Below are 24,648 nucleotides of genomic sequence, written 5' to 3'. Positions count from 1 at the left end.
CGTACAATCGCTGAAACCCCCGTCGAAACCGCCTGACGGGACGTGGGGGCGACTACCCTTGTCCGACCATCCGCCCCTCGTCTTCCCACTCGCGTTCTCGCAGCTCGTATTTCTGAATCTTCCCGGTTGCGGTCTTCGGAAGTTCAGCGACGAACTCGATTTCTTTTGGCACCTTGTAAGTCGCGATTCGGTCTCGACAGAAGTCGATGAGTGCTGTCTCGGTCACACCGGGGTTGTCCGGGTCACCACTAATCGGGACAACAAACGCCTTTGGCGACTCACCCCACTCGTCGGACGGGACCGGGATAACTGCGACGTCAGACACCTGCTCGTGGTCGAAAAGCGTGTCCTCCAATTCGATGCTGGAGATGTTTTCGCCGCCGGAGATGATGATGTCCTTCTTGCGGTCTTGGATACTGATGAAGCCGTTCTCGTCGACAACCGCGAGGTCTCCCATGTGGTAGTACCCCTCTCGTCGTGCGGTGAACGCCTCTTCTGTCTCTTCTGGCTTGTTCCAGTATTTGTCCATCACCTGATTGCCCGCGACGACGATTTCGCCGATAGTCTGGTCGTCCCACGGCACGTCCTCACCGTCGTCGTCGACGACGCGAACGTCGGTACCGAGATACCCGATTCCCTGTCGCTTTTTGATGGAGAATCGGTCCGCATCGCCGTCGAGGAAGCGTTTGGCTTCTGACGTGGTGATGAGTGGCCCCGTCTCGGTCGCCCCGTAGACATGCATCAGCCGCCAGCCGAACTCGTCTTCGACGGTACGAATCGTCGCCTCTGGCGGGGCTGCACCCGCGGTCGCCGCCCGGACTGGATTCGCCCCAGTCGTCTCGACACCGCCTTCGTCGCGGTAGTGTTTCATCAGGATGTTGAGCACGGTCGGTGCCGCACAGAGATACGACACGTCTTCGGTTCGAATCGCGTCGAGAACGTCTGCCGCCTCGACACCGCGAGTACAGACGTGTTTCGCCCCGTGTCCAGTGATGGCGTAGATGTGGCCCCACCCGTTGACGTGGAACATCGGGAGCGTCCAGAGGTAGACGTCGTCGTCCGAAATCTCCTGGTGCATAGAGATGAGGTACGCGTGAAGCGTCTCGGCGCGGTGGGTTCGACAGACGCCCTTCGGGTCTCCCGTGGTCCCAGAGGTGTAGTTGATGGTGATGATTTCGTCTTCGGACATCTCCGGGCGGTCGTAGTCGGTCGACTCGGCGACGACCTCGTCGAAGTCCAGCCAATCGCCGTCCACCTCGTCGGTGTCGTTGGTGATGAACACCTCCGTCGGGACTTCGTCGCGAATCTGTTCTATTTTCTCTGCGAAGGCGTAATCCGCGTAGATGGCCTTCACGTCGGCGTCGCTCAGCATGTACTCGAAGTCGGCCGGAACGAGACGGTAGTTCAGCGGCATGTGGACCGCGCCCACCTGCATCGACCCGTAGGCCGCTTCGAGGTGGTAATGCGTGTTCGGGTCCAGAACCGCCACTCGGTCGCCTTTCTCGATACCGCGTGCCTGCAGTGCAGCAGCGAACCCGTCCGCTCGCTCACCGAGTTCCGCGTAGGAGAAGCGTTCACCTGTCGTCGCCACGACCGCCTCCTCGTCGGCGTAATACCGACGAGCGCGGTCGAGGAAGTCGGTCACGAGAAGTGGTTTTTCCATATGTGACATTTCCTTCAATAATATTCGTGATAAACATGCAGGGTGATTCCAAACGTCGTAGGATACACCGCGCTCTAGATCGTGTGGATAGTTCACATAAGTAGCAGACAATATCCCTCGAATACCGTGGCTAGAGACTATATTTCTACAATAACTATACAAGAAAATAACTTATTCGTGGAGGCTGTAGCCGTCGTATGGCTCTGTCGGACTACACCGGACTCACTCTCGCCGGCGACGGCGAGACTATCGTCCGCGTCGCGCCGCATCGACTCTGGCGACCGGGCGACGACCGAATCGAACCGTGCGCGTACAGTGGCGAACACATCGACCTCTCGGAGAAACACCTCATGGTCGTCCTCGAACGCGACAGCGTCCGCGAGCGACTGTACTTCCGTGACGAAGCCTCGCTGTCCGCTTGGATAGAAGAAAACGAGCAGACCGACCTCTGAGGTCTGCGCCGGTTACCGAGCGTCAGCCTTGCGCTGGATTTCCTCGACGATTTCGGGGTTCCGAAGCGTCGTCGTGTCTCCGAGTTCCTCGCCGTTCGCAATCTCTTCGAGGAGACGGCGCATGATTTTGCCCGAGCGTGTCTTCGGCAGTTCTGGCGTGAACAGAACCTGCTCTGGCCGTGCAATCGGTCCGATAGCGTCTTCGACGCCTTGCACGATTCGGTCGCGCATCTCGTCGTCTTCGGCTTGCCCCTCTTCGGTGATGACGTAGGCGTAGACGGCCTCTCCTTTTACGTCGTGTTTACCTCCGACGACGGCCGCTTCCGCGACGCCTTCGACGCCGACGATTGCCGACTCGATTTCCATCGTTCCGAGGCGGTGTCCAGAGACGTTGATGACGTCGTCGACGCGACCGAGAATCGTGATGTAGCCGTCGTCGTCGATTTTCGCCCCGTCTTCGGGGAAGTAGACCCAGTCGTCGGGGTCGTCGCTGTCGGTATCGGAGTACTCGCGCCAGTACTCGTCGATGAATCGCTCGTCGTTCTTGTACAGCGTCCGAAGCATCCCCGGCCACGGTTTGTTGACCGTGAGGTAGCCGGCGCGTCCGGCCTCGACTTCTTCACCGCTCGTATCGACGACCTTTGCGTCGACACCGGGAAGTGGCGGTCCGGCAGAGCCAGGCTTCATGTTGCCGACGCCAGGGAGCGTCGTAATCATCATGCCACCCGTCTCAGTCTGCCACCACGTGTCCACGACCGGACACTCCTCGTTGCCGATGTGCTTGTAGTACCACTTCCACGCACGGGGGTTGATTGGTTCACCCACCGTCCCGAGCAGGCGAAGACTCGACAGGTCGTGTCTCTCGGGGAACTGTGTTCCCCACTTCATGAACGCCCGAATCGCCGTCGGCGCGGTGTAGAAGATATCAACGGAATACTTCTCGACGAGTTCCCAGAGGCGCGAACGGTTCGGATAGTCGGGGGTGCCTTCGTACATTACCGTGGTCGTGCCGAGTGCTAGCGGTCCATAGACGATGTAGGAGTGGCCAGTAATCCAACCGATGTCCGCTGCACACCAGTAGGTGTCTTCTTTCTCGATGTCCAGCACCGCATGCGAGGTCCACGCCGCATACGAGAGGTAGCCACCCGTCGTGTGCTTGACGCCCTTCGGTTGCCCCGTGGTTCCAGAGGTGTACATCAGGAAGAGCATGTCCTCGGCGTCCCGTTCAACCGGGTTGACGCGGTCTCCCGAGTGCTCGTCCAACAGGTCGCCCCAGTCGTGCTGATTCCCGCGGAGGTCGTGGCCGAAGCCGTCGTCGCCGAGGCGGTCGACCACGACCGCCGCATCGACACCGTGGTCGACGCCGTCGAGTCCTTCGTTCGCTTTGTCGAGATGGTCAAGCGGGTCGCCGCGGCGGTAGTAGCCGTCGCAGGTGACGAGGAATCGAGAGTCCGCGGAGTTCATCCGGGTCGCAAGCGCCTCGGCCGAGAATCCGGCGAACACCACCGAATGGGGTGCGCCGATGCGGGCACACGCCAGCATCGCGATCGGCAACTCGGGAATCATCGGCATATAGAGCGTCACGACATCGTCTTCCTCGACGCCGAGTTCGCGGAGGGAAGCCGCGAATTCGTTGACCTCGCGGTGGAGGTCCTGATACGTGTACGTCCGTGTGTCTCCGTGTTCGCCTTCCCACTTGATGGCGACCCGGTTCTTGTCGCCGTTTTCGACGTGTCGGTCGAGACAGTTGTAGGAGGCGTTCAGTTTCCCACCTGTGAACCACTNCTTGATGGCGACCCGGTTCTTGTCGCCGTTTTCGACGTGTCGGTCGAGACAGTTGTAGGAGGCGTTCAGTTTCCCACCTGTGAACCACTTGTAGAACGGCGGGTTCGAATCGTCCAACACCTCCTCGTAGGGGGCGTCCCAGTCCAGCAACGCGGCCGCCTGCTCCCAGCACCCCGGCCAGTTCTCTTCGAACTCGTCGTAGATTTTCGGGTCGGAAACGTTCGCCTGCTCGACGAACTCCCGCGACGGTTCGAACTCCGCTTGTTCCACCAACCGCGCCTCGAGTTCCCCCTCTTCGTCACTATCTACCATAATACATGCTAACTAGCAGTATTCTACATGATAAATGTATGTTGTGTCGCCAGTGCCGGGCGATTTCTTTCCGCAGACGACGCTTCGAGTCGGTGGTTTCGTTCAAAAGAAGAGTGGTTCGACTGGGTATGCGTGGCGTGACAGACAGCCGCTACATCACGCCGATAGTCTCACGGTACGTGCCGTACTCGTCGGCGAAGACGTCCATGATTTCGCCCATCGTGACGTACGTTTTGACCGCGTCGACGAGGACGGGCATGACGTTCTCGCCAGCTTCGACCGCGTCTCTGAGTTCGTCGAGGGCTTCCTCGACCGCTTCGTCGTCGCGCTCGTCTTTGACCGATTCGAGCCGTTCGATTTGGCGGTCCTGTATCTCTTCGCCGACGTGCAGTACGTCGGGGCGGGTGTCTTCGTCCGACGTGTACTTGTTGACGCCGACGACGATTTCTTCTCCCTCTTCGACGCGCGACTGGTACTCGTAGGACGCGTCGCTGATTTCGCGGTGGAAGTACCCCTCGTCGATACCATGGAGGATGCCGTCGCGAACCGAGCCATCGCCCATCTCGCGAATTTCCTCGATGTAGGCCATCGCCTCTTCTTCCACTTCGTCGGTGAGTTTCTCGACGAAGAAACTGCCGCCGAGCGGGTCGATGGCGTCGGCCGCACCGGACTCCTCGGCGATAATCTGCTGAGTTCGGAGAGCGACGGTGACTGCCTCCTCGGTGGGCAGCGACAGCGCCTCGTCGAAACTGTTGGTGTGGAGCGACTGCGTCCCACCGAGGACACCCGCGAGTGCCTGAATGGTCACGCGAACGATGTTGTTGAGCGGTTGCTGCGCCGTCAGCGACTGCCCGGCCGTCTGGGTGTGGAACTTCAGTTGCTTCGAGCGCTCGTCTTCGGCACCGTACCACTCGGACATGACGTCGTGGTAGATTCGCCGCGCAGCGCGGAACTTCGCGACTTCCTCGAAGATGGAGTTGTGGGAGTTGAAGAAGAAAGACAGTTGCGGCGCGAACTCGTCGATGTCGAGGCCGCGGTCCATCGCATCCTCGACGTAGGCGAAGCCGTCAGCCAGCGTAAATGCGAGTTCCTGAATCGCCGTCGAACCAGCCTCTCGAATGTGGTATCCAGAGATGGAGATAGGACGGATTCGCGGGGTTTCCTCAGCCGCGAACTCGACGGTGTCGGTGACGAGTTTCAGCGAGGGTTCCGGCGGGATAACCCACTCTTTCTGCGCGATGAACTCCTTGAGCATGTCGTTCTGGAAGGTCCCACCGATTTGGTCCCGAGACACCCCGCGGTTGTCGGCGAGGGCGACGTACATCGCGTAGATGACGGGTGCAGAGGGGTTGATGGTGAACGACGTCGTGACTTCGCCGATGTCGATGCCGTCGAAGAGAATCTCCATGTCGCGGAGCGTGTCGACCGCGACGCCCTCCTTTCCGACTTCGCCGTCCGAAAGCGGGTCGTCGGAGTCCTTCCCCATCAGCGAGGGCATGTCGAACGCCGTCGAGAGCCCGGTCTGGCCGTTCTCGATGAGATAGTGGAACCGTTCGTTCGTCTCTGTGGCGGTTCCGAACCCGGCGAACTGTCGCATCGTCCACGTCCGCCCGCGGTACATCGTCGGATACACGCCGCGTGTGTATGGTGCCTCGCCGGGGAACCCAAGGTCCTCCTCGTAATCGAGGTCCGCAATGTCACCGGGCGTGTAGAGGTCGTCGACTTCGTGGTTCGAGACGGTCGCAAAGCGGTCTTTCCGCTCGCCACCCTTCTCCAAGAACGGGTCGCGGGTCTCCTCCTCCCACGCGTCGCGAGCCTCCCGAATCGATTCGAGGTCCTCGTCGTCGTACATACACAGGGAGTCGTATGGACGATGATTAAGGATTCGGGTATCCGACAACCCGCTTCGACGGCCAGACCATCGCGCCTATCACTGACCCCTCCCCTAGAGGAGACGAACACTCGATGGCGTTCGTAACCCCGACTGCGACGCGATGGGTCGCTGGCGTGGCCGCACTCGTGCTCGTCCTCGCCAGCGTCTCCTTCGTCGTCCCAGTGTCGGGCACCGTCTCGCCCGTCTCCTTCGACGACACCGTGAAAACCGGTGGGACCGCAGTCGACGTCCAGCAAGCCAAGGCCGACGGATTCGAAGTTCCGGTCGCACAAGCGCATTTCTCCCGGTATCGGTACATCATCGGCTACTACGGCGTTGGAACCGCTGCCGCGGATGTCGCATCACCAGAGAGCGCTCGTCAGTTCGGCGACCCGCTGGCGGTGTTCGTCAGCGACTACGCCACCGTGTCGCCAGTCCTCGACGAAGACGACTATCTCCGAACCGAACACAACCGCCACCCCGGCTGGGTTGCGGCCTCCGACGCGGTGTTCGTCGTCGAGTCTGACGCCCGCATCCCGTCCGGGCCAATCGTCGTTCCCTTCTCTGACCCCGCGGCAGCACGGTCGTTTACCGACGAATACGGTGGCACGGTCGTCGACTGGGAAACGCTCCGCGAGCGGTCCGAAAACTCGCTCTCGGGACGACTCGACGCCTTCGAATCGTCTGTCGCGTCCCACCACGACTGGGCCGACCAGACCACTGCTGCACGTGAACCGCTGTTCGACCGGCCCGTCTCGACTGTCGTCGGCGAAGACGCACCGACCATCGCGGCGGCTGTCGAATCGGCCCCCGAAGGGACGACCGTCTACGTCCCAGCAGGGAACTACTCGGTCGATAGCATCGACGTGAATCGGTCGATTACGCTCCTCGGCGCTGGGAACGCGACGCACCTCGTCGGCGACGGAAACGGCACGGTCGTCCACGTCCGGGCCGACGAAGCGGCAGTCGGAAACCTCTCGATTTCCGGCGTCGGCAGCGTCGGCACCCGGCGCATTCGAGCCACGAACGAGTCGGTCGATTGGGACACGCGCGTCCAACTCGCCTACGGCCGGGGCGACGCCGGTGTCGTCCTCGATGGTGCCAACGACTCGGCGCTCCGCAACGTCACTATCGACACGCCCGCAAGCGGCGTCATCGTCCGCGAGAGCGCCGACAGCGTCCTCGACAACCTCACAGTTCGCGGAGCCGAGATGCCCTCGGAGGGCTTCATGGGCATCGTGCTCATCGGCGAACCATCGGTCGTCCAGCACTCGACGCTCCTCGAAGGCCGAGACGGCGTCTACACCCACCGCGCCGACGGGAGCGTCGTCCGAGACAACTACATGGAAGGTGGTCGCTACGGCGTCCACGAGATGTACACCTCGGATATGCTCGTCGCCGACAACGTCGTCCGAGACGAGCGAATCGGGGTCATCATCATGACCCGCCCGGTCGGCAATCTCGTGGTCGGAAACGACATCCGCGACTCCGACTTCGGGTTCATCCCCGCCGGGAGCAACACCTACGTCGCCGACAACGTCTTCGCGAACAACGAGTACGGCATGGACGTCAGCGGCGACCGGCAGGTGTACACGCGAAACGTCGTCGTCGGCAACGACATCGGCGTCCGAGGCAGTTCGACCTTCCCGACGAACGTCGTCGTCGGAAACGACATCGTCGGCAACGACGTGCAGGTCGAATCGACGCTCGGACCCATGCGAACGTGGACGACCGACGGCGAGGGCAACTACTGGGGCGACCTGCCACTCGCCGACGAAGACGGGGACGATGCATACGACCGGGCGTTCCAACCCTCCGGGCCGGTCGACTCGGAACTCGGTCGCCATTCGGGGGCGCTCGTCCTGTCCCGGTCGCCCGTGATGGACGCCCTCCGCAGCGCCCGCGACGAAGTCGCTGGCCTTCGTGGGTCTGGCGTCGTCGATGCGGCACCGCGAACTGAGCCAGTTCGGCCGGAGACACTGGCCAGTGTGAACGAGACTGAGACTGCGAACACCAGCGAAGCGATGACTCACACGGAGAAACCCAATGTCTGACCGAGATGGAATGGTCCGCGAAGTTGCGTCCGAGAGGGATTCGACGAGTGAGTCTGTGTCCGCGCCGTCTCACGTCGCCATCGAAGCGACCGGACTCTCACACGCCTTCGGCGACGTGGTCGTCCTCGACGACGTGACACTGTCGGTCGAACCGGGCGAGATTGTCGCGCTCGTCGGCCCGAACGGGTCGGGGAAGACGACGCTGCTCCAGTTCCTCTCGAAGGTTCGGGCACCGGATTCGGGGACAGTCACCATCGGGGCAGGAGACCGAACTCGCGTCGGCTACCTCCCGCAGCGCCCCGAGTTCCGCGAGGGATTCACTGTGGCCGACACGCTCCGGTTCTACACGCAGTTCGTCGAGGAGGGTGTGGACATCGGCACCACGCTCGACCGGGTCGGCCTCAGCGGGGCTGCGGACCGCCGCGTCGAAGCCCTCTCGGGTGGAATGACGCGACTGCTCGGACTCGGTCGAGCACTCGTCGGCGACCCAGACGTAGTCGTCCTCGACGAACCCGCGAGCGGGCTCGACCCGGGGATGGTCGAACGGCTCTTCGAAATCGTCGCGGAGCTTGCAGACGAAGGAACAGCCGTCGTGCTCTCGTCGCACAACCTCGGTCCCGTCGAGCGGACGGCCGACCGCGTTGTCATCCTTGATGGCGGGCGCTTCGTCGCAACCGGGTCGCCACAGGAGTTGGTCGAATCGGCGGGGGCAACTGACCTCCAGACTGCGTTCGGGGCGCTCGTTTCGACCGAGGAGGTTGAGGGTCGATGAGCACCGCCGAGGACCTCACGAGCGCCGTCGACGATCTCTTTACTATCGCGACTCGCGAACTCCGAACTGTCGTTCGAACGCCCGCGGTGGTCGCGCTCGCAGTCGTGTTCGCCCTGACTGTCGTCGGCGTCGCGGCCGCGGGGTCGGGTGCTCGCGGTGGGTACGTCCCACTCGTCCTCGACTTGCTCCCGTTCGTCGAGGCGCTCGTTCCGCTTCTCGGCTTCGCGCTCTGTTACCGGACAGTACTTGCGGACCGACGAAGCGGCGAGTTGGACGTGCTACGGACCTTCGGCGTGGAGCGTGCTGCCTACATCGGCGGCGTCTTCCTCGGCCGGAGTCTCGCGCTCGTCGCCGTCGTCTTCGGGTCACTCTTCGTCGCAGCCGCGACTGTTCCGGTGTTGTCGCCGCCGGACCCGACGTTCCTCGCCCTGAACGCCGCCGCCGACTCGCCGGTCGCGTTCGTCCGGTTCGCCGTCCTCACAGTTGTGTTCGCACTGACAACCGCGGCGGTTGCGCTCGCTGTCTCCGCCGCAGCACGGACGGCCCGACAGGCAATCGCCCTCGCCGTCGGCCTGCTCGTCGCCTTCGTCGTCGGCGTCGACGCCGCCACCGTGGCCGGACTGGCCGCGGGACGGTTCGGCATCGACGCTGTCCCGTACCTGCTCGCCGCGAGTCCCAACGGTGCGTTTCGGTCGCTGGTCTTCGGCGTGGCCGTCGAGACGGGACAGGCGACGACGCCGCTGGTGGCGCTCGTGGGACTCGGCGGCTGGCTCGCGGGGGCACTCTTCGTGGCAGTGGTGACCGCGTGGAAGCCGGTCGAGTAGCCGTCTGTTCTCCCAGAGGCCGGTCTTAGGACTCCCGTTCACGTATCTCGTCGAGTGTCCTGAACACACGTGTCCGCATCCACTCGCCCATCTGGTCGCGCTTCGTTGGCTCGACGGTTTTCTGAAGATAGAGCGACTCGATGAACGCGACCGTATTCAGCACGAGGTAGACCTCTCGTCGTTGCTCGAAGCCAGCGGGAAGCGCGTGGACAGATTCGTATCCCGCTCGAAACGCATGCAGGACGCGCGAGTCCACGTCGTCGTCGGCTTCAATGTACGGCAGCACGGTCCGCCAGTAGTCGTACTCGGCCGGTGCGACGAGCGCGTGCTCGAAGTCGATGGCAACGGTGCCGCCGCGACCGGCTCGCACGACGTGCTCAGGGTGTACGTCTCCGTGGCAGAGGACTGGTCCGCCAGCACCATCGAAAACGTGTGGATGGTCTCTGAAGAACTGCGAGACGGCGTCCGCGACGTCAGCGTATCCGACGGTCGAAAGGAACGGACGGTGGTGTGCGATTCGCTCTCGGACAGCGTCGACCCAGTCCTCATGGACACTGAGTTCGAGAGTGTCGTCTCCGGCCCGGGGCTGTCCAAACCCGCCGAATTCGCCAGTGGTGTCGGCGTGCAGGGTTCCGAGCCAAGCACCTGCAGCGTGTGCCCAGTCGCTATCAATAGTTTCAGACGACTCTTCAAATTCACCGCGCCATTCCGTGAGATAGTGGTCAGAGCCGACGGCGAGTACGTCAGGAACCGGTGCCGACGTTTCTGTCGCGACGTATTCGTGGACACGTCCCTCAGCTGCTGCGTGACCACGCGGATGGTCGTCGATTTTGAGAACCGCCCGCCGGTCGTCGAGCAGGACTTCGTAGACGCGGTACGGTGGAACGTCGTGTAACTCGCGGACGATTCGACTGTCGGAAGCGTACTGTGCAAGCGTAGCCGCTATTTCGTGTGCCATTGGGTACGCCGCTGACGGGCGGTGGCCGGCCGGGACGGCATAGCGCGGCCGCTCCGGCCGGAAGAAGACAAGCGATTAGTATCGACGGTGACAGTTAAACGTGCTGGTAAACGAGACCGTTCAGCCGAAGTTCTCGACCTTCGCCGCGTCGGCGTCGCCGCCCGCGGCTTCGATAGCATCGGTCGCGGCTTCGACGAACCCGGCGAACCCGTAGACGAACACCTGTTCTCCTTCGGCACTCGTGAGTGCGTCAGCGACTGCGTCCGCGAGGTCAGCTTCGTCGTCGGTGACGACCACACTCGCACCCTCCTCGCGGAGCGCGTCGAGACGGGCTTCGTGCGCGGGCGCGTCGTCGACGTAGACGACTGCGGCTTCGTTGCCGTCAGCGCGCGCGGCCTCCGCGATGCCGACTGCCGGGCCGACACCGGGGCCGCCCGCGAGGACGACGACGCGCGCGTCACCGTCGTAGTAGCTGTTGCCGAACGGTCCCGAGAGGTCGATGTCGTCGCCCGCGGCGAGCGATTCGAGGTGGTGGCTGAAGGGGCCGCCCTCCTCGGGGTCGATGCCGACGGTGACTTCGAACGTGTCCGTCACGCCCGGCGACGAAAGGGTGTAGAAGCGCGCGTACGACTCGCCGTCGATGGTTGCGGAGAGCTTCACGAACTGTCCTGGTTCGGCCTCGAACGCGGCCGGTGTCTCGAACTCGATAGCGACCGTGTCGGGTCCAACGTCGCGAACCGCGGCGACGGTGACGGTTGCATCCATGTGGCCCGGTTGGACGCAGGGTCACAAGGACCTTGCCTTCATTAACGTATCAATAAGTTATGGTGTTCTGAAGAACCCGCCATACTTGCCGCGAGAGTCCCGAATACGAAATAATTGGACACTTGTCCACCGCATGGCGATACAGTGCCTGTTCGACTTACTGAAACCATCGGAATGTACACCCTCAAGCCCCCTAAGACGGGTTTTCGTTTATGTATTGGAGTGGCGTTTTACACAAATTTTCAGAAGGCTTTTGACCCGGCTATGGGTAGATTTCAGTCAGCATGCCAGCGGACTTCAACTGGGCCATCGGCGGCGAGGCTGGCGATGGCATCGACTCCACGGGGAAGATTTTCGCTCAGGCACTCTCCCGGGCTGGACGACACGTGTTCACCTCCAAGGACTTCGCTTCGCGAATCCGCGGCGGGTACACTGCCTACAAGGTTCGGACTGCCATCGACCCCGTACAGAGCGTCGTCGACAGACTCGACGTGCTCATCGCACTCACACCACGAACTATCGAGGAAAACCTCGACGAACTCCACGACGATTCGGTCATCATCTACGATGGCGACCGCTCGACGATGGCGGACGTCGAGATCCCTGGGGAGATGGTCGGGCTGGACGTTCCCCTCAAGGCACTCGCAGAGGAAGCGGGCGGCGCCATCATGCGCAACGTCGTTGCGCTGGGTGCGGCGTGCGCCGTCACCGACTTCCCCATCGAGAACCTCGACAGCGCCCTCAAGAAGCGCTTCGGCGGCAAGGGCGAGGCAATCGTCGAGAACAACAAGGAAGCGGCCCGCGCAGGGCTCGAATACGTCCACGAGGAATTCGACCACGAGTTCGACTACGACCTCGATACGACGGACAACGACTACGTCCTGCTCAACGGTGACCAGGCAATCGGTATGGGAGCCATCGCTGCCGGCTGCCGCTTCTACGCTGGCTACCCCATCACGCCCGCGACGAACGTGATGGAATACCTCACTGGACGCATCGAACGCTACGGCGGCCACGTCGTGCAGGCGGAAGACGAACTCGCGGCCATCAACCTCGCGCTCGGTGCGGCACGCGCCGGTGCGCGCTCGATGACGGCCACGTCCGGTCCGGGCATCGACCTCATGACCGAGACGTTCGGTCTCGTCGCGACCTCTGAGACGCCGCTTGTCATCGTCGACGTCATGCGCTCGGGTCCCTCCACGGGGATGCCGACCAAGCAGGAACAGGGCGACCTGAACATGATGCTCTACGGCGGCCACGGCGAAGTTCCGCGCTTCGTCGTCGCCCCGACGAGCATCGACGAGTGTTTCTGGAAGACCGTCGAGGCGTTCAACTTCGCCGAGAAGTACCAGGTTCCGGTCTACGTCGCGGCCGACCTCGCGATGGCCGTCACGGAACAGACGTTCCCCCCAGAAGCCTTCGACATGGACGAAGTCGAAATCGACCGCGGCAAGGTCGTCGACGACGACTCCATCGACGAGTGGCTCGACGACAAGGGTCGATTCCAGCCACACGCGATTACGGACGACGGCGTCAGTCCGCGTGCGTTCCCCGGAACGGACCAGGGCGCACACATGTCGACCGGTCTCGAACACGACGAACTCGGTCGCCGGACGGAAGACACCGAGATGCGTGTCGAGCAGGTCGACAAGCGCGACCGCAAGGTCGAGACCGCGAAGAACGACGAAGACCTCTCGCCGCGTGAGTTCGGCAACCCCGACTCTGACACGCTCATCATCTCGTGGGGCTCCAACGAAGGTGCGATGGTCGAAGCGATGGAGTTCCTCGAAGAGGACGGCGTCGACGTGCGTTTCCTCTCTGTCCCGTACATCTTCCCGCGACCCGACCTCTCCGACGACATCGAAGCGGCCGACGAGGTCATCGTCGTCGAGTGTAACGCGACCGGTCAGTTCGCCAACGTCATCGAACACGACACGTTAACCCGTGTCAAGCGCATTAACAAATACAACGGCGTCCGCTACAAGGCGGACGAACTCGCAGAGAGAATCAAAGCCACCCTCGAATCCGAGGAGGAGGTTTCAGCATGAGCTCCGACGTTCGCTTCACTGACTTCAAATCCGACAAGCAACCGACCTGGTGTCCCGGCTGTGGGGACTTCGGGACGATGAACGGCATCATGAAGGCGCTGGCCAACTCCGGCAACGACCCCGACAACACGTTCGTGGTCGCCGGTATCGGCTGTTCCGGCAAAATCGGGACGTACATGCACTCGTACGCCATCCACGGCGTCCACGGGCGCTCGCTCCCTGTCGCCGCCGGCGTCAAACTCGCCAACCCCAACCTGACCGTCGTCGCCGCCGGTGGTGACGGTGACGGGTACTCGATTGGTGCGGGTCACTTCATCCACGCCGTCCGCCGCAACGTCGACATGGCCTACACGGTCATGGACAACCGCATCTACGGGCTGACCAAGGGTCAGGCCTCGCCCACGTCGCGCGAGGACTTCGAGACCTCGACGACCCCCGAAGGGCCAAAGCAGCCCCCGGTCAACCCGCTCGCACTCGCGCTCGCGGCTGGCGGCACGTTCATCGCACAGTCCTTCGCGACCGACCACAAGCGCCACGCCGAAATCGTCCAGCAGGCTATCGAGCACGACGGCTTCGGCTTCGTGAACGTGTTCAGTCCGTGTGTCACGTTCAACGACGTGGACACCTACGACTACTTCCGCGACAACCTCGTCGACCTCGCGGACACCGACCACGACCCGACCGACTACGACGCGGCCACCGACAAGATTCTCGACTCCTCGAAGGAGTACGAGGGCGTCATCTACAAAGACGAAAGCTCGGTCTCCTACGAAGAGAAGTTCGGCGTCACCGAGAACATGTCCGACATCCCGTCGGGCGCACCCGACGACGCCATGGACCTCGTTCGCGAGTTCTACTGAACCGCGTTCGACCCTCCGAATTCTACCGTTCTTTCGACCGTTCCCGGATGTTCGACAGCGCTGGCTAGCGCCTCGACTGCGTCCGTCTCGTCGACGTCTGCACCGTGGACGGCGATGACGACGATAACGTCGCCCTCGTGTTCGACTGTCGCCAGATGAATGCGAACGTCGAGACTGCCACCCTCGTGCTCCACAGAGTCGCCATCGACAGTCGTCTCGCCGGGTTCGACGACGACAGTCCCAGCGTACGTGACGAGTTCAGTCTCCTCGTCGAGCATCGTCACGGGCCGCGAGTCGACTTCACGGAGGCCGTTGACCTCAGAGACGTTTCCGAAGGCTTGTGCGTCCGCAAGAAGGTCGAGACCAGCGCCGACCAGTTCGCGGTTCCCGAGGCTCGCCAGTGGGTTCACCGACTGACCGGCGACGCGGACGTTCGGCGACGAGATGACGGCCAGCCCGGTGATATCCTCGTCAGCGGTCGTCTTCGAGTAGCCGGAGGCCCACACTTCGACACCCACCGTACGCGAGACCGGGCCGACGCCGACGCGCTGGCCGAGCGGAACAAGCGTACTGTTTCCGTGGACGTACCCGTGTGATTCGTACGCCGAAGCCGGAATCGTCGCCGGTTCGGCCGTGAACGTCGTCGCGCCGCCGAGGCAACCCGAGAAGAGAACGACGAACACGAGTGCGACGGCCGGAACTGTTCGTTTGTGTGGCATGCTAGCAATAGGTGCTCGACAGACATGAAGAGACACTCTCGGCGGCACAGTCGGTCGAGGAACGTCCTCAGACCGTCCTACTCAGGTGTTGGCTCCTCGACGACGTCCACGCTGAGTCGATAACGCGTCCCGCATTCGAGACAGCGGGCGTCGTCCGACTCGATGAGTTCCGTCAGGAGTACCTCACCGAACTCACAGTTCGGACACTCGTAGACGAGTGAGTCACCCGCGATACGGTGTGCGAACGCGTTCGTGTTCTCCTCGGTCAGTGGCTCAGATGTAGTGGACATCCCAAATCACCCAACATAGTATATGCTACCATGTCACATGAAAACTCTGTCGCCGGGGTATCGGGTGACGACGAGGCGATTTGGCATCGAACTCCTCCACAAAGGCGGAAATCCAGTACCCTTCCGTTACCCCTTTTCAACTCGCTGCCGTGGTCACGGGTATGTCAAAACAGGCGCTTTCTGCGGACGACGTGCCGACAGCCAACGGGATGCCGATGCTCGGTCTCGGGACGTGGGAGAACACGGACCCCGACGCGTGCGCGAACGCGGTGCAGACGGCGCTGGAGATGGGCTACCGTCACATCGACACGGCCCAGATTTACGGCAACGAAGAGGACGTTGGCGCGGGTATCGCCGCCGCCGACGTGGACCGCGAGGACATCTTCCTCGCGACCAAGGTCTGGATAAACGAACTCGGCCACGACGACGTCATCGAGAGCACGAAAGAGAGCCTCGACAAACTCGGCGTCGACTACGTCGACCTGCTGTACGTCCACTGGCCGGCCCGTGAGTACGACCCGGTGGAGACGCTTTCCGCCTTCGACGAACTCGTCGAGCAAGGGCTCACGAAGCGCGTCGGTATCTCCAACTTCGAACCCGAGCAGGTCCGCGACGCCGTCGAACGCTCGGACGCCGGTATCTTCGCGAACCAAATCGAACTCCACCCGCTTCTTCAGCAAGACGAACTCCGCGAGGTCTGCGCCGAGGAAGACGTCGAAATCGTCGCGTACTCTCCACTCGCCCGTGGGACCGTCTTCGATGTCGACGTCCTCTCCGACATCGCCGACAAACACGGTGCGAGCGAGGCACAAGTGTCGCTCGCGTGGCTCCGTGAGAAAGGTGTCACCGCCATCCCGAAAGCGACGAGCGAGGCGCACATCCGCGACAACTGGGAGTCGCTCGCGCTCGACCTCGACGACGAAGATATCGACGCGATAGACGCTATCGAGCAGGTCGACCGCCGCGTCGACCCCGACTTCGCGCCCTGGTAAGTCACCGGCGCGTTATCCCCCGCTGTCCTGGCTGGGTGTCTTTTGTCTCGAACGGGCTTCGAAAACCAACCCGCAGCCACAACCGATTTGTTACCTGCGTGCCGACGGATTCGTATGGAGTTCACCCTTCCAACGACAGTTGCACTACTCGTCGGCCTCGTCGCACTCGGAACCGCGGCGCTCGTCGGGATGGGCGTGATGGCGACGAGTACCGTGTTGATGATGGTGACGCCGGCGATGCTCGTGTTCGGTGCGCTCACGCTCGCTATCGGCGTCAAACACGGTGAGTTTCGGGCGAGCAACTGACGGCAGACTCCTCACCCTTCGTTTCTCCCGTTGACCACCTCTTCGAGCGTCTCGTCCGAGACGGTCGCCGAGATGCGGACGCCGACGAGGCTGATGACGATACCCGCGAAGATGAACATCGTCAGCCGTTGTATCGGCGTGAGTTCGAACCGTCCGAGTAAGACCAGATGGGCGAGTTCCGCCTGCCGTTCGAGCAGGAACCCGGCGAAGCCGCGGACAACGAGTCCGATTGCGATGACGCCGAACGGGAGGTTCATATACGACGTCGAGATGGATTCGCTCCCGATGAGTTCGTCGAGGAGTCGCCCAGCACTGGCCGTGAGCGCAGCGAGTGCCAGCCACGGGACGCTGTGGTACACGAAGAGAAGCGACGGGACCAGCACTTCGTCGCCCGCAACGTCGAGCGTCCGAATCGAAAGTGCCCCGAGAAACAGTCCGACGATGGCGAGTCCGGCCGCGACTGCGTAGGTGACTACGGACACCTGCCCGGAGTAGAGCGCGTCGCGGGCTTGTTCCGGGGCATTCGACAGTACCTCGTCGATTGCGAGTCCCTTGTAGAGGAAGACAGCACCGAGAAGCGCCGCTAGCCCCGCCATCGCGACCGCTGGCGTGAACTGGACGAGCAAGAGCGGAACGAGAAGCAACCCGACACCGACGGGGACGAGAACCGTCGAGCGCAACTCCTCGTCCGCGAGGAACTGCTTGAGCAGGTAGTACGTCGATTCGATGTCGTGGGCCTGTCTGACGACCACTCTGTCCACGGCGTCGACGCGAAGGCGACTTTCGACGACAGGGACGAGTCGCTCGTCTTCCGCACTGTCGATGACGACGACAGCAGACTCTACGTCGTATCGCTCGACCAAGTCGTCGAGTTGTTGGGAGACCGCTCTGTCGGCACCCACAGTCGACTCACTCGACCCCGAGATGACCGCGACTTCCGCCGATTCGCGGTCGTCGCGGAGTTCGCGAGTCACACGCAGCGCTTCGAGGAGGCAGTTGACGCTCGAATCCTCCGGGTCGGCGAGGCCGACGTCCGTGACGAGCGACCGAACCGCTTCCCAGCCGACGACGGGCGTCGAGAGCCCCGTCTTCCGGCCGATATCGTTCGCCCGGTCGACACAGAGGACGAGCGTTGTCACGTGGAAGCCAAATGCGACCGGGGGCTAAAAACCCTCCCGGTTGTCAAAACCTGAAGGTAAATCCGTCGTCAGCGTCGAGCGTCGAGGCGACACCGGCACCGAACGAGTACGCGACGCGTTCGGCCCCACCGCGAAGTCGCGCCATGAAGCCAGCCTCGGGCGTGAACTCCTCGACAGTCACGTCGTCGCGGTCGAGCAGGTCGGCCAGTCTGTCTTCGACGCCGTCTCGGGTTCCGAGTTCGTCTACGAGTCCGATTTCGTGTGCCTCGTCGCCGAGGTAGACACGTGCCTCAGTCTCGCGAATCGTCTCGGGGTCCATTCCGCGGCCTTCGGCGACGGTCTCGACGAAGTCGTCGTAGTAGTCGTCGATGAGTCCTTGTAGATACTCGCGTTCGTCCTCGCTCGGTTCCTTTAGCACGTTGCCAGCGTCTTTGTACTTCCCGGCGGCGAAGCGCTCGTAAGTAATTCCGAGTCGGTCCGCGAGTTCCGACGCGTTGACCGACGAGCCGATGACGCCGATAGAGCCGACGATGCTCGCGTCGTGGCTCCAGAGTTCGTCACACCCACTTGCAATCCAGTAGCCGCCCGAGGCGCACACGTCGGTCGCGTAGGCCACTGTCGGCCCGTCGAAGGACTCGGCAGCCCGCCGAATGTCGTCGCTCGGGAGCACCTCTCCGCCCGGCGTGTTGAGTTTGAGAAGCAGTGCCTCGACGTTGCTGTCGGCGGCAGCGGTGTCTATCTGTTCGACGATGTCGTCGGCTGGCGTCCCGATAGCACCACCGGGAAGCGGTCCACGTCCACCGTCACGGGTAATCGGCCCCTCGACGGCAACTTCCGCGACGTCGTAGGAGGGGAACGCCGACGCGGCGATTCGGCCACCGAATTGAATCGCCGCGATGACCGTTGCGATGACCAAGAGGACGCCTAAGAGGTCCGCGAGGTCACCCGGGAGGTCGAAAAAGACGATCCATCCGACGACCGCCGCGACGACTGCGGCGACGAGGATAATCGCAAATTGCAGTACGCGAGTGAGTGTATCAGTCACGGTGAATCACGTAGCCGACGCTCGGGGCGCGGTCGCCTTAAAAACAGGGTCGTCGCAGACGCGACGAAGAGAGAGAAGAAAAACCTGACCGGGTTTAGAGAAGCCCCGCTTTCTGGAGCTTCATCAGGTCCTCGGTTTCGAGCGTCTCGCCTTCCTTGAACTTCTGGTAGATCTCCTCGGCCTCTTCCTTGGCGGCTTCGCGTTCCTCGGCACGGGAGTCCTTGCGCTGACGCTCTTCCTTCTTGTCCAGTTCGCGGAGGCGCTTCTGGACGCGGACGAAGTCTTCGTGGTGACGGTCGGCGGCTTCCTGGGCTTCGACGAAGAGCTCGTGCATCTCGTCGGCCTTGTCACGGATGTCGTCGGCCTCGCGGTAGGCCTCGATCATCTGGTTGTGGTGCTCCTGTGCGTCGTCTGCCAGCTCAGTCACCTTCTGGTGGTGCTGGGACGCTTCGGAGCGGACCTCTTCGGCCTCTTCGATGAGTTCTTCGAGGTCACCGCTCTCTTCGACCTTATCCTTTTTTTGGCGAAGCTCGTCGCGCTTGTTCTCGATTTTCTCGATGAGTTCGCGCTCGTCTTCTGTCGAAAGAACTTCGGTCTGCTGGCGGAACTCGAGTTGCTCGATCTCCTCTTTGAGCTCGTCGATGTCCTTGCCGTCGTCGAGTTCGAGGTCGCTCTTCATCTCGTCGACCTCGTCGAACAGCTCGTTGGCCTGCGCGTTGAGCTCGTTGCGCTTCTGCTTGTGTTCCTGCACCGCAGCGTTCATCTCGTCACGCTGCTCGCGGTGCTTCTGCGCCTCGTCGACCTTCTCGCGAGTCATCGCGTTGAGGTCGTCGCGCTTGGAGGCGCGCTCAGAAGCCATCTGGTTCAGCTCGTTACGTCGGTCGCGGAGTTGACCGGCAAGTTTGATGAGCTCTCCCTTCGAGCCGCTCTCGAGTTTTTCTTCTGGGAGATCGATGTTGTTGTTTTCTGCGAGTTCCTGTACGTCGAATTCTTCTAGCACTTCCTGCTTCGTTACCATTGGTTAATCAAGCCTCGATACCATCACCACTCCGTGCGTGGCGGCTGCTCTTTGGAGTGCGACCGACCGTGGATAAGAATTCCCGATCATTCTGCGTGCGATGCCGCCGGAACGCCGGAGGCGCTCAGGTATATGTCCATACAGGCGTCGAAGTAATAAGTACTTCGGTGCTGAAACGGGTGAAAACAGTTACCACACCGCTTCTCTCTACAGAATTCACCATGTGAGTTATTCACACGATAATATAAAAAGGGAGCAAATCGAGGGGGCTAAACCGCGTCGTTACAGACGGGCATCCATGAGAGAGACGATTCGCGCACTCGGCCACGAACACGTCAGCGCCGAACACGCGAGTACGTTCGAGGTCACGTCGGACGACTGGCTCACTCCCGCTGGTGATTGTATTCTCGCCGTCGAGGCGGACCGGACGCCGGCAGACTTCGACGACGCATTCGTCGACGCGTGCCAGTCGCACGACGCCACTATCGAAGTGGCTATCGAGGTAGATTCGGGCGCACGCACGTACGAGCAGGTCGTCACTGGCCGCGGCCACCCCGACCTGACGTTCGAGGGCGACCGGAGTATCGTCTTCCGAACGAGCGACTACATCGACGAGCGAACCGGCATGGTCGGCGCGGAGCACGCCGCCGCGGGCTTCGACCGCGAACTCGTCGACGCACTTGCCGACGGTGCAGAGCTAACGCTGACGATACAGGTCGAGTAACTCCCTCGAAAAAGCCAAAAGCGCCGAAAGCGGCAGTCAGCGATACCCGAGGTCGACCAAGCGCTCTTGGACGATGTCGTGTTCGACAGGGTCATGTTCGACGTGCGCCCGCGTTCCCGCCACGATGTCGCGTCGGCGCTCGAAAGGCAGTTCGACCCACGGAACGTCGACGAGTGCGGGAATGTAATTGCTCGGCGGGTGGCCGTAGGTCTTTATCGGGACTGGGAACCCTCGCTCACCCATCGCTTGACCGTGGTCAGAGCTGATGACGACCTTCCCGTCTATCGACTCGACTAAGCGCTCGACTTCGGGGAGGGTCACTTCTAACGTCTCTTTGTACGCCTGTTGCACGATTTCGTCGCTCGCACCCTCTCGTGTCTCCCAGTCGAACGCGAGACTGTCGCCGCGGAAGTGCTTCTGGGCGGTGGGACCGAGAAACGGTGCGTGTGGTTGGATGTAGTGGACGATGACGCGCTTGTCGGGGTACGTCTGGTGGGCCTCGATGGCGGCGTCGGTGACGCACTCGGGTCGAACAGTTCGGACCTCGTCGTCCCAGTTGTCCTTCCAGACGTCTATCTGGGCGTGGAACGTCACGTCGACTTCGCCGCGGTCGTACACCCCGTTGTTCAACCGATACAGTTGCGGGTTCGCCGTGACGTAGACCGTATCGAGGAGGTCTTTGTCCTCGAACGTGCCGCGGAGGAACTCGATAGTCTGTGAGCCGCGCGACGTGCGCGTTCCGACCTCGGCGTCGAACGGGTTGCACTGGCGGAGCACGTCGGCGCGACAGGCATCGAGCAGGACGAGCGTGTCCCACTCTTCGGTGATGAAGTCGACCCCGTCGTCGTTGTACGACTTCGATCCGAACTGTGAGTTGTAGAGCCGGTTAATCTCCTCGGCGATTAACCGTGGCCTCCGCAACCCACGTGCGACCTGCGCAGCAGAATACATAGGAATGGTAACGTTTGGCAGGTATTTGTTTGTTGTTCTACTATATCTCTGCAGAGAATGACCATATTTCTGATATGTTTCGTATGTTGACGGTGGCTGCTGACAGGCTGTTTATCCCCACGGAATCGTAACTGACAGCTATGCCCGGCGAACCCGACGAGAACATCAGCGGTGGTCCCGGTGGTGGCGGCCAGGAAGTCGCGGTCGACCTATCGGAGTCGGCAACCACGCGCGCCGCTGTCGTCGTCGACCGCCTCGGCGACTTGTACTGGCAGAAAGCCTACGGTGGACAGGACGGGTTCGAGTGTCTGGTCCGCACGATTCTCAGCCAAAACACGAGCGACAAGGCCAGCCAGCCCGCACACGACAGGCTGATGGAACGCTTTGGCGGAGGTGACCTCGCTGAGTCGCTCGCGGCCGCCGACCGCGAGGCTCTCGTCGAGGCGATTCGCTCCGCGGGGTTGTACAACCAGAAATCGAAACTCATCATCGGCGTCGCCGAAGCGGTGCTGGCGGACTTCGGAAGCGAAGCCGACTTCGACACGTACATCCGCGAGGCCGACCCCGAAACCGTCCGCGAGCGACTCTTGGAGATGAAAGGCGTCGGGCCGAAGACAGCCGACTGTGTCTTATTGTTCGCGGGCGGGCGCGACGGTGTCTTTCCGGTCGATACCCACGTCCACCGTATCTCGCGTCGCATCGGCCTCGCTCCCGCAGATGCAGACCACGAGGGCGTCCGCGAACGACTCGAACGCGACGTCCCCGGCGAAGCGTGCGGCTTCGGACACACTGCGATGATTCAATTCGGTCGTGAGTACTGTACGGCGCGCAAGCCCGCGTGTCTGGATGGCCCGGAAGCCTGTCCGATGGCCGACGTGTGTGATATGGTCGGTGTAGACGTCTCGACAGGCGCGGTGACCGACCCCGCGTCCGCGGACGACTAACACTTCGTCGTGTTCACGCCCTCCACCGGCGACCCGTCGTCTTCGTAGCTCGAATCGATGCCCGACCCCGAGAACATCGGGAAGTCGAGCGAGAAGTCGTAGACGACGCTAAAGCGAGAAAACGGGTTCGAGAGGAAGTCCGTCAGTGGACCGACTCCATCGAAGACGACACCAGCACGAAGTTGGATAATCTGCTGGTCACCGATGCCACCGGCCGCTTCGAGGCCGAAGCCACCGGGGCCGCCGAGATTCTCGACGATGGAGAGAAAGACCACGAGGTCGATAGTGCTGCCCTCGTCACCGATGTCGAATTGGTGTCCCTCACCGGGGAAGCATGGAGACGTCGCGTTCGCGGCCGCGGCGGGGGCGGACGCCACGGTGAGTACCAGCACCACCACCACCAAGAGGCGAAACGCAGTGTGCATACACACCACTACCGCGAGCGCTTACTTAAGATTCCGCGACAATTATCACTGCTGATACGTGGCTACGACTCGTCAGAGAGCTGGTCGAGCAGTTCGTCGAGGACCGCGTCCGCGCTGGCGAGGTTGGTCGCCAGTGGCGTGCCGTGAACGTCGCAGATGCGCAGAAGCGCCGTAATATCGGGTTCGTGTGGTTGGGCCGTCAGCGGGTCCCGAAGGAAGATAACGCCGTCGCAAGTCTCGCTGGCAATCTCAGAACCGATTTGCATGTCGCCGCCGAGCGGCCCCGACTGCTTGCGCTCGATGTCGAGTCCGGTGGCGTCGATGAGTCGCTGTCCGGTCGTTCCGGTCGCCATCAGTTCGAACTGTTCGAGGTCCGCCTTCCGGTCTTGGGCGAACTTGATGAGGTCCGGCTTCTTCTCGTCGTGCGCGATGAGTGCGAGACGCATAGGTTCACTCGTGAGAGTGTACTCATGAATCTTACTCGAACAGTCGCCGCTGGCGAGACGCGACCAACAGAGATACCGGAGGGCGAGAAACGTGCTCTCTGAGGCGACGCGCCGTTACTTGAACCGGAACGTTTCGAGGTTCTTCGGCGCGAACGTCCGCATGTTGTAGTTGTGGTAGAGCGCCGACGAGAGGTCCTGTACGGAGCGCTCGTCGCCGTGGACACACAGCACCTTCTCGGGGCGTGGGTTCATCGTCTTGACGAAGTTTTCGAGGCCCTGACGGTCGGCGTGACCGGAGAACCCGTCGACCGTCTCGACGTCCATCTTGAGCTTGAGAGTGTCAGAGCGCCCGCGGCCGTCGCCGTCGTTGACGGGAATCTCGTCCCAGCCGTTCTGGATACGGCGGCCGAGGGTCCCCTGTGCCTGGTAGCCGACGAAGACGAGACGCGAGTCCGGGTCCGGACCGACGTGGCGAAGCCACGACATGATGGGGCCACCGGTGACCATACCGGAGGTCGAGAGGATAATCGCCTGGTCGCCGTCGGCGACGTCCTGACGCTCTTCTTCGCCGCCGTCGATGTGGTTGAACTCCTCGGCGAGGAACGGGTTTTCGTCCTCGTGGAAGATGCGGTCGCGGAGGTCATCACGGAGGTACTCGGGGTAGGTCGTGTGGATGGCCGTCGCCTCCCAAATCATCCCGTCGAGGTGGACGGGCATGCTCGGAATCTTCCCGGAGCGCATCGCCTCTTCGAGGACGAGCATAATCTCCTGTGACCGACCGACTGCGAACGCCGGGATGACGACCTTCCCGCCGCGTTCGTACGTCTCGTTGATGACGTCGATGAGCTTTTGCTCGGAGTCTTGCTGGTCGGTCTGGTAGTCGTTGCGACCGCCGTAGGTCGATTCGAGGACAAGTGTCTCGACGCGCGGGAAGTCGTTGACGGCACCGTTGAACAGGCGCGTGTCCTCGTAGTGGATGTCGCCGGAGAATGCGACGTTGTAGAGGCCGTCGCCGATGTGGAAGTGCGTGACCGCCGAGCCGAGAATGTGGCCCGCGTTGTGGAACGTGAGCTTCACGTCGGGCGCGATGTCGGTCACGTCGCCGTATTCCAGCGGGATGGTGTGCTTGATGGCCTCGCGGACCATCTCGGACTCGTACGGCGGGGTGCGGCCTTCCTTGGACGCGACATCGAGGTAGTCGAGCGTCAGGAGGCCCATCAGGTCGCGCGTCGGTTCGGTCGTGTAGATGGGGCCGTCGTAGCCGTACTTGAACAGAAGCGGAA

Annotated in this window: 24 protein-coding genes; 10 read left to right on the top strand and 14 right to left on the bottom strand. The window is 62.2% G+C overall.

Translation table 11 applies throughout. The annotated features are described in order from the left end of the window. Positions 1–52 precede the first annotated feature (52 nt). Positions 53–1,663, bottom strand: coding sequence for a long-chain-fatty-acid--CoA ligase (locus tag C453_RS06625; protein WP_008323477.1), 1,611 nt, complete (start codon positions 1,661–1,663; stop codon positions 53–55). A gap of 197 nt (positions 1,664–1,860) precedes the next feature. Between C453_RS06625 and C453_RS06620 the strand changes: the two genes are divergently transcribed. Beyond that, on the top strand, positions 1,861–2,115 hold the full coding sequence (locus tag C453_RS06620; protein ID WP_008323476.1) for a hypothetical protein: 255 nt from the start codon (positions 1,861–1,863) through the stop codon (positions 2,113–2,115). Between the two features lie 12 nt (positions 2,116–2,127). Here the strand turns inward: C453_RS06620 and acs are convergent, their stop codons facing one another. Then, the gene (gene acs, locus C453_RS06615; protein ID WP_008323473.1) at positions 2,128–4,212 is read right to left on the bottom strand and encodes an acetate--CoA ligase; all 2,085 of its coding nucleotides are present in this window, start codon (positions 4,210–4,212) and stop codon (positions 2,128–2,130) included. A 151-nt stretch (positions 4,213–4,363) separates the two neighbouring features. Beyond that, positions 4,364–6,064, bottom strand: a complete 1,701-nt coding sequence (locus C453_RS06610; protein WP_008323472.1) for an acyl-CoA mutase large subunit family protein — start codon at positions 6,062–6,064, stop codon at positions 4,364–4,366. A gap of 113 nt (positions 6,065–6,177) precedes the next feature. Here C453_RS06610 and C453_RS06605 point away from each other — a divergent pair, with 113 nt between their 5' ends. From C453_RS06605 to C453_RS06595, 3 genes are read left to right on the top strand one after another with little or no spacing between them, the layout of a single operon-like run. Next, complete coding sequence (locus tag C453_RS06605; RefSeq protein WP_008323471.1) at positions 6,178–8,139, top strand: NosD domain-containing protein; 1,962 nt, start codon at positions 6,178–6,180, stop codon at positions 8,137–8,139. After that, on the top strand, positions 8,132–8,911 hold the full coding sequence (locus tag C453_RS06600; RefSeq protein ID WP_049907554.1) for an ABC transporter ATP-binding protein: 780 nt from the start codon (positions 8,132–8,134) through the stop codon (positions 8,909–8,911). The genes C453_RS06605 and C453_RS06600 overlap by 8 nt, the downstream gene beginning before the upstream one ends. Then, positions 8,908–9,735, top strand: coding sequence for an ABC transporter permease subunit (locus C453_RS06595; protein WP_008323469.1), 828 nt, complete (start codon positions 8,908–8,910; stop codon positions 9,733–9,735). The genes C453_RS06600 and C453_RS06595 overlap by 4 nt, the downstream gene beginning before the upstream one ends. 25 nt (positions 9,736–9,760) lie before the next feature. On the opposite strand, the gene C453_RS06590 is transcribed toward C453_RS06595, so the two are convergent. Both C453_RS06590 and C453_RS06585 read right to left on the bottom strand, forming a co-directional pair. Then, positions 9,761–10,693 carry a phosphotransferase family protein gene (locus tag C453_RS06590; RefSeq protein ID WP_008323465.1) on the bottom strand — a complete coding sequence of 311 codons (933 nt, stop codon included), beginning with the start codon at positions 10,691–10,693 and terminating at the stop codon, positions 9,761–9,763. Positions 10,694–10,813: 120 nt separating this feature from the next. Further along, complete coding sequence (locus C453_RS06585) at positions 10,814–11,458, bottom strand: FAD-dependent oxidoreductase (protein WP_008323464.1); 645 nt, start codon at positions 11,456–11,458, stop codon at positions 10,814–10,816. A 284-nt stretch (positions 11,459–11,742) separates the two neighbouring features. On the opposite strand from C453_RS06585, the gene C453_RS06580 reads away from it, so the two are divergent. Continuing rightward, positions 11,743–13,506: a 2-oxoacid:acceptor oxidoreductase subunit alpha gene (locus C453_RS06580; protein ID WP_008323463.1), complete on the top strand. Its 1,764-nt coding sequence runs from the start codon at positions 11,743–11,745 to the stop codon at positions 13,504–13,506. Continuing rightward, positions 13,503–14,366, top strand: coding sequence for a 2-oxoacid:ferredoxin oxidoreductase subunit beta (locus C453_RS06575; RefSeq protein ID WP_008323462.1), 864 nt, complete (start codon positions 13,503–13,505; stop codon positions 14,364–14,366). The genes C453_RS06580 and C453_RS06575 overlap by 4 nt, the downstream gene beginning before the upstream one ends. Here C453_RS06575 and C453_RS06570 read toward each other — a convergent pair. Continuing rightward, positions 14,360–15,085, bottom strand: coding sequence for a DUF6517 family protein (locus C453_RS06570; protein WP_008323461.1), 726 nt, complete (start codon positions 15,083–15,085; stop codon positions 14,360–14,362). The genes C453_RS06575 and C453_RS06570 overlap by 7 nt on opposite strands. Before the next feature lie 77 nt (positions 15,086–15,162). After that, positions 15,163–15,375, bottom strand: coding sequence for a hypothetical protein (locus C453_RS06565; protein WP_007538885.1), 213 nt, complete (start codon positions 15,373–15,375; stop codon positions 15,163–15,165). Positions 15,376–15,584: 209 nt separating this feature from the next. Here C453_RS06565 and C453_RS06560 point away from each other — a divergent pair, with 209 nt between their 5' ends. Together C453_RS06560 and C453_RS06555 are read left to right on the top strand one after the other, a co-directional pair. Further along, positions 15,585–16,367 (top strand): aldo/keto reductase, encoded by a 783-nt coding sequence (locus tag C453_RS06560; RefSeq protein ID WP_008323460.1) that lies wholly within the window; start codon positions 15,585–15,587, stop codon positions 16,365–16,367. A 114-nt stretch (positions 16,368–16,481) separates the two neighbouring features. Further along, positions 16,482–16,673 carry a DUF7333 family protein gene (locus C453_RS06555; RefSeq protein WP_007538883.1) on the top strand — a complete coding sequence of 64 codons (192 nt, stop codon included), beginning with the start codon at positions 16,482–16,484 and terminating at the stop codon, positions 16,671–16,673. 11 nt (positions 16,674–16,684) lie between these two features. Here the strand turns inward: C453_RS06555 and C453_RS06550 are convergent, their stop codons facing one another. The 3 genes from C453_RS06550 to C453_RS06540 form a co-directional block, all read right to left on the bottom strand. Then, on the bottom strand, positions 16,685–17,812 hold the full coding sequence (locus tag C453_RS06550; protein ID WP_008323459.1) for a DUF373 family protein: 1,128 nt from the start codon (positions 17,810–17,812) through the stop codon (positions 16,685–16,687). A gap of 43 nt (positions 17,813–17,855) precedes the next feature. Continuing rightward, the gene (sppA, locus tag C453_RS06545) at positions 17,856–18,857 is read right to left on the bottom strand and encodes a signal peptide peptidase SppA (protein ID WP_008323458.1); all 1,002 of its coding nucleotides are present in this window, start codon (positions 18,855–18,857) and stop codon (positions 17,856–17,858) included. Positions 18,858–18,951: 94 nt separating this feature from the next. Then, positions 18,952–19,875, bottom strand: a complete 924-nt coding sequence (locus C453_RS06540) for a coiled-coil protein (protein ID WP_008323457.1) — start codon at positions 19,873–19,875, stop codon at positions 18,952–18,954. Positions 19,876–20,173: 298 nt separating this feature from the next. Here C453_RS06540 and C453_RS06535 point away from each other — a divergent pair, with 298 nt between their 5' ends. Further along, positions 20,174–20,599, top strand: a complete 426-nt coding sequence (locus C453_RS06535) for a DUF371 domain-containing protein (protein WP_008323456.1) — start codon at positions 20,174–20,176, stop codon at positions 20,597–20,599. 36 nt (positions 20,600–20,635) lie between these two features. Here the strand turns inward: C453_RS06535 and C453_RS06530 are convergent, their stop codons facing one another. Further along, positions 20,636–21,550, bottom strand: a complete 915-nt coding sequence (locus C453_RS06530; RefSeq protein WP_008323455.1) for an alkaline phosphatase family protein — start codon at positions 21,548–21,550, stop codon at positions 20,636–20,638. Positions 21,551–21,690: 140 nt separating this feature from the next. Here C453_RS06530 and C453_RS06525 point away from each other — a divergent pair, with 140 nt between their 5' ends. Beyond that, complete coding sequence (locus C453_RS06525; protein ID WP_008323454.1) at positions 21,691–22,494, top strand: endonuclease III domain-containing protein; 804 nt, start codon at positions 21,691–21,693, stop codon at positions 22,492–22,494. Here C453_RS06525 and C453_RS06520 read toward each other — a convergent pair. The 3 genes from C453_RS06520 to C453_RS06510 all read right to left on the bottom strand — a co-directional run. Further along, the gene (locus C453_RS06520; RefSeq protein ID WP_008323453.1) at positions 22,491–22,919 is read right to left on the bottom strand and encodes a DUF7332 family protein; all 429 of its coding nucleotides are present in this window, start codon (positions 22,917–22,919) and stop codon (positions 22,491–22,493) included. The genes C453_RS06525 and C453_RS06520 overlap by 4 nt on opposite strands. A gap of 62 nt (positions 22,920–22,981) precedes the next feature. Further along, a complete protein-coding gene (locus C453_RS06515) occupies positions 22,982–23,365 on the bottom strand; it encodes a methylglyoxal synthase (RefSeq protein WP_008323452.1) in 384 nt (127 codons plus the stop codon). Between the two features lie 114 nt (positions 23,366–23,479). Beyond that, positions 23,480–24,648 (bottom strand): beta-CASP ribonuclease aCPSF1 (locus C453_RS06510; protein ID WP_008323451.1); only part of this gene is annotated, 1,169 nt, incomplete at its 5' end.

Source organism: Haloferax elongans ATCC BAA-1513, from assembly GCF_000336755.1.
In the GTDB taxonomy this organism is placed as follows: Archaea; Halobacteriota; Halobacteria; order Halobacteriales; family Haloferacaceae; genus Haloferax; species Haloferax elongans.
This window is presented reverse-complemented; position numbering and strand designations above follow the sequence as displayed.

What these genes read in the sequence shown, in the direction of transcription:
- C453_RS06625 (WP_008323477.1), bottom strand. Translation starts at nt 1,663, where the DNA reads ATGGAAAAACCACTTCTCGTGACCGACTTCCTCGACCGCGCTCGTCGG.
- C453_RS06620 (WP_008323476.1), top strand. Translation starts at nt 1,861, where the DNA reads ATGGCTCTGTCGGACTACACCGGACTCACTCTCGCCGGCGACGGCGAG.
- C453_RS06610 (WP_008323472.1), bottom strand. Translation starts at nt 6,064, where the DNA reads ATGTACGACGACGAGGACCTCGAATCGATTCGGGAGGCTCGCGACGCG.
- C453_RS06605 (WP_008323471.1), top strand. Translation starts at nt 6,178, where the DNA reads ATGGCGTTCGTAACCCCGACTGCGACGCGATGGGTCGCTGGCGTGGCC.
- C453_RS06600 (WP_049907554.1), top strand. Translation starts at nt 8,132, where the DNA reads ATGTCTGACCGAGATGGAATGGTCCGCGAAGTTGCGTCCGAGAGGGAT.
- C453_RS06595 (WP_008323469.1), top strand. Translation starts at nt 8,908, where the DNA reads ATGAGCACCGCCGAGGACCTCACGAGCGCCGTCGACGATCTCTTTACT.
- C453_RS06590 (WP_008323465.1), bottom strand. Translation starts at nt 10,693, where the DNA reads ATGGCACACGAAATAGCGGCTACGCTTGCACAGTACGCTTCCGACAGT.
- C453_RS06585 (WP_008323464.1), bottom strand. Translation starts at nt 11,458, where the DNA reads ATGGATGCAACCGTCACCGTCGCCGCGGTTCGCGACGTTGGACCCGAC.
- C453_RS06580 (WP_008323463.1), top strand. Translation starts at nt 11,743, where the DNA reads ATGCCAGCGGACTTCAACTGGGCCATCGGCGGCGAGGCTGGCGATGGC.
- C453_RS06575 (WP_008323462.1), top strand. Translation starts at nt 13,503, where the DNA reads ATGAGCTCCGACGTTCGCTTCACTGACTTCAAATCCGACAAGCAACCG.
- C453_RS06570 (WP_008323461.1), bottom strand. Translation starts at nt 15,085, where the DNA reads ATGCCACACAAACGAACAGTTCCGGCCGTCGCACTCGTGTTCGTCGTT.
- C453_RS06565 (WP_007538885.1), bottom strand. Translation starts at nt 15,375, where the DNA reads ATGTCCACTACATCTGAGCCACTGACCGAGGAGAACACGAACGCGTTC.
- C453_RS06560 (WP_008323460.1), top strand. Translation starts at nt 15,585, where the DNA reads ATGCCGATGCTCGGTCTCGGGACGTGGGAGAACACGGACCCCGACGCG.
- C453_RS06555 (WP_007538883.1), top strand. Translation starts at nt 16,482, where the DNA reads ATGGAGTTCACCCTTCCAACGACAGTTGCACTACTCGTCGGCCTCGTC.
- C453_RS06540 (WP_008323457.1), bottom strand. Translation starts at nt 19,875, where the DNA reads ATGGTAACGAAGCAGGAAGTGCTAGAAGAATTCGACGTACAGGAACTC.
- C453_RS06535 (WP_008323456.1), top strand. Translation starts at nt 20,174, where the DNA reads ATGAGAGAGACGATTCGCGCACTCGGCCACGAACACGTCAGCGCCGAA.
- C453_RS06530 (WP_008323455.1), bottom strand. Translation starts at nt 21,550, where the DNA reads ATGTATTCTGCTGCGCAGGTCGCACGTGGGTTGCGGAGGCCACGGTTA.
- C453_RS06525 (WP_008323454.1), top strand. Translation starts at nt 21,691, where the DNA reads ATGCCCGGCGAACCCGACGAGAACATCAGCGGTGGTCCCGGTGGTGGC.
- C453_RS06520 (WP_008323453.1), bottom strand. Translation starts at nt 22,919, where the DNA reads ATGCACACTGCGTTTCGCCTCTTGGTGGTGGTGGTGCTGGTACTCACC.
- C453_RS06515 (WP_008323452.1), bottom strand. Translation starts at nt 23,365, where the DNA reads ATGCGTCTCGCACTCATCGCGCACGACGAGAAGAAGCCGGACCTCATC.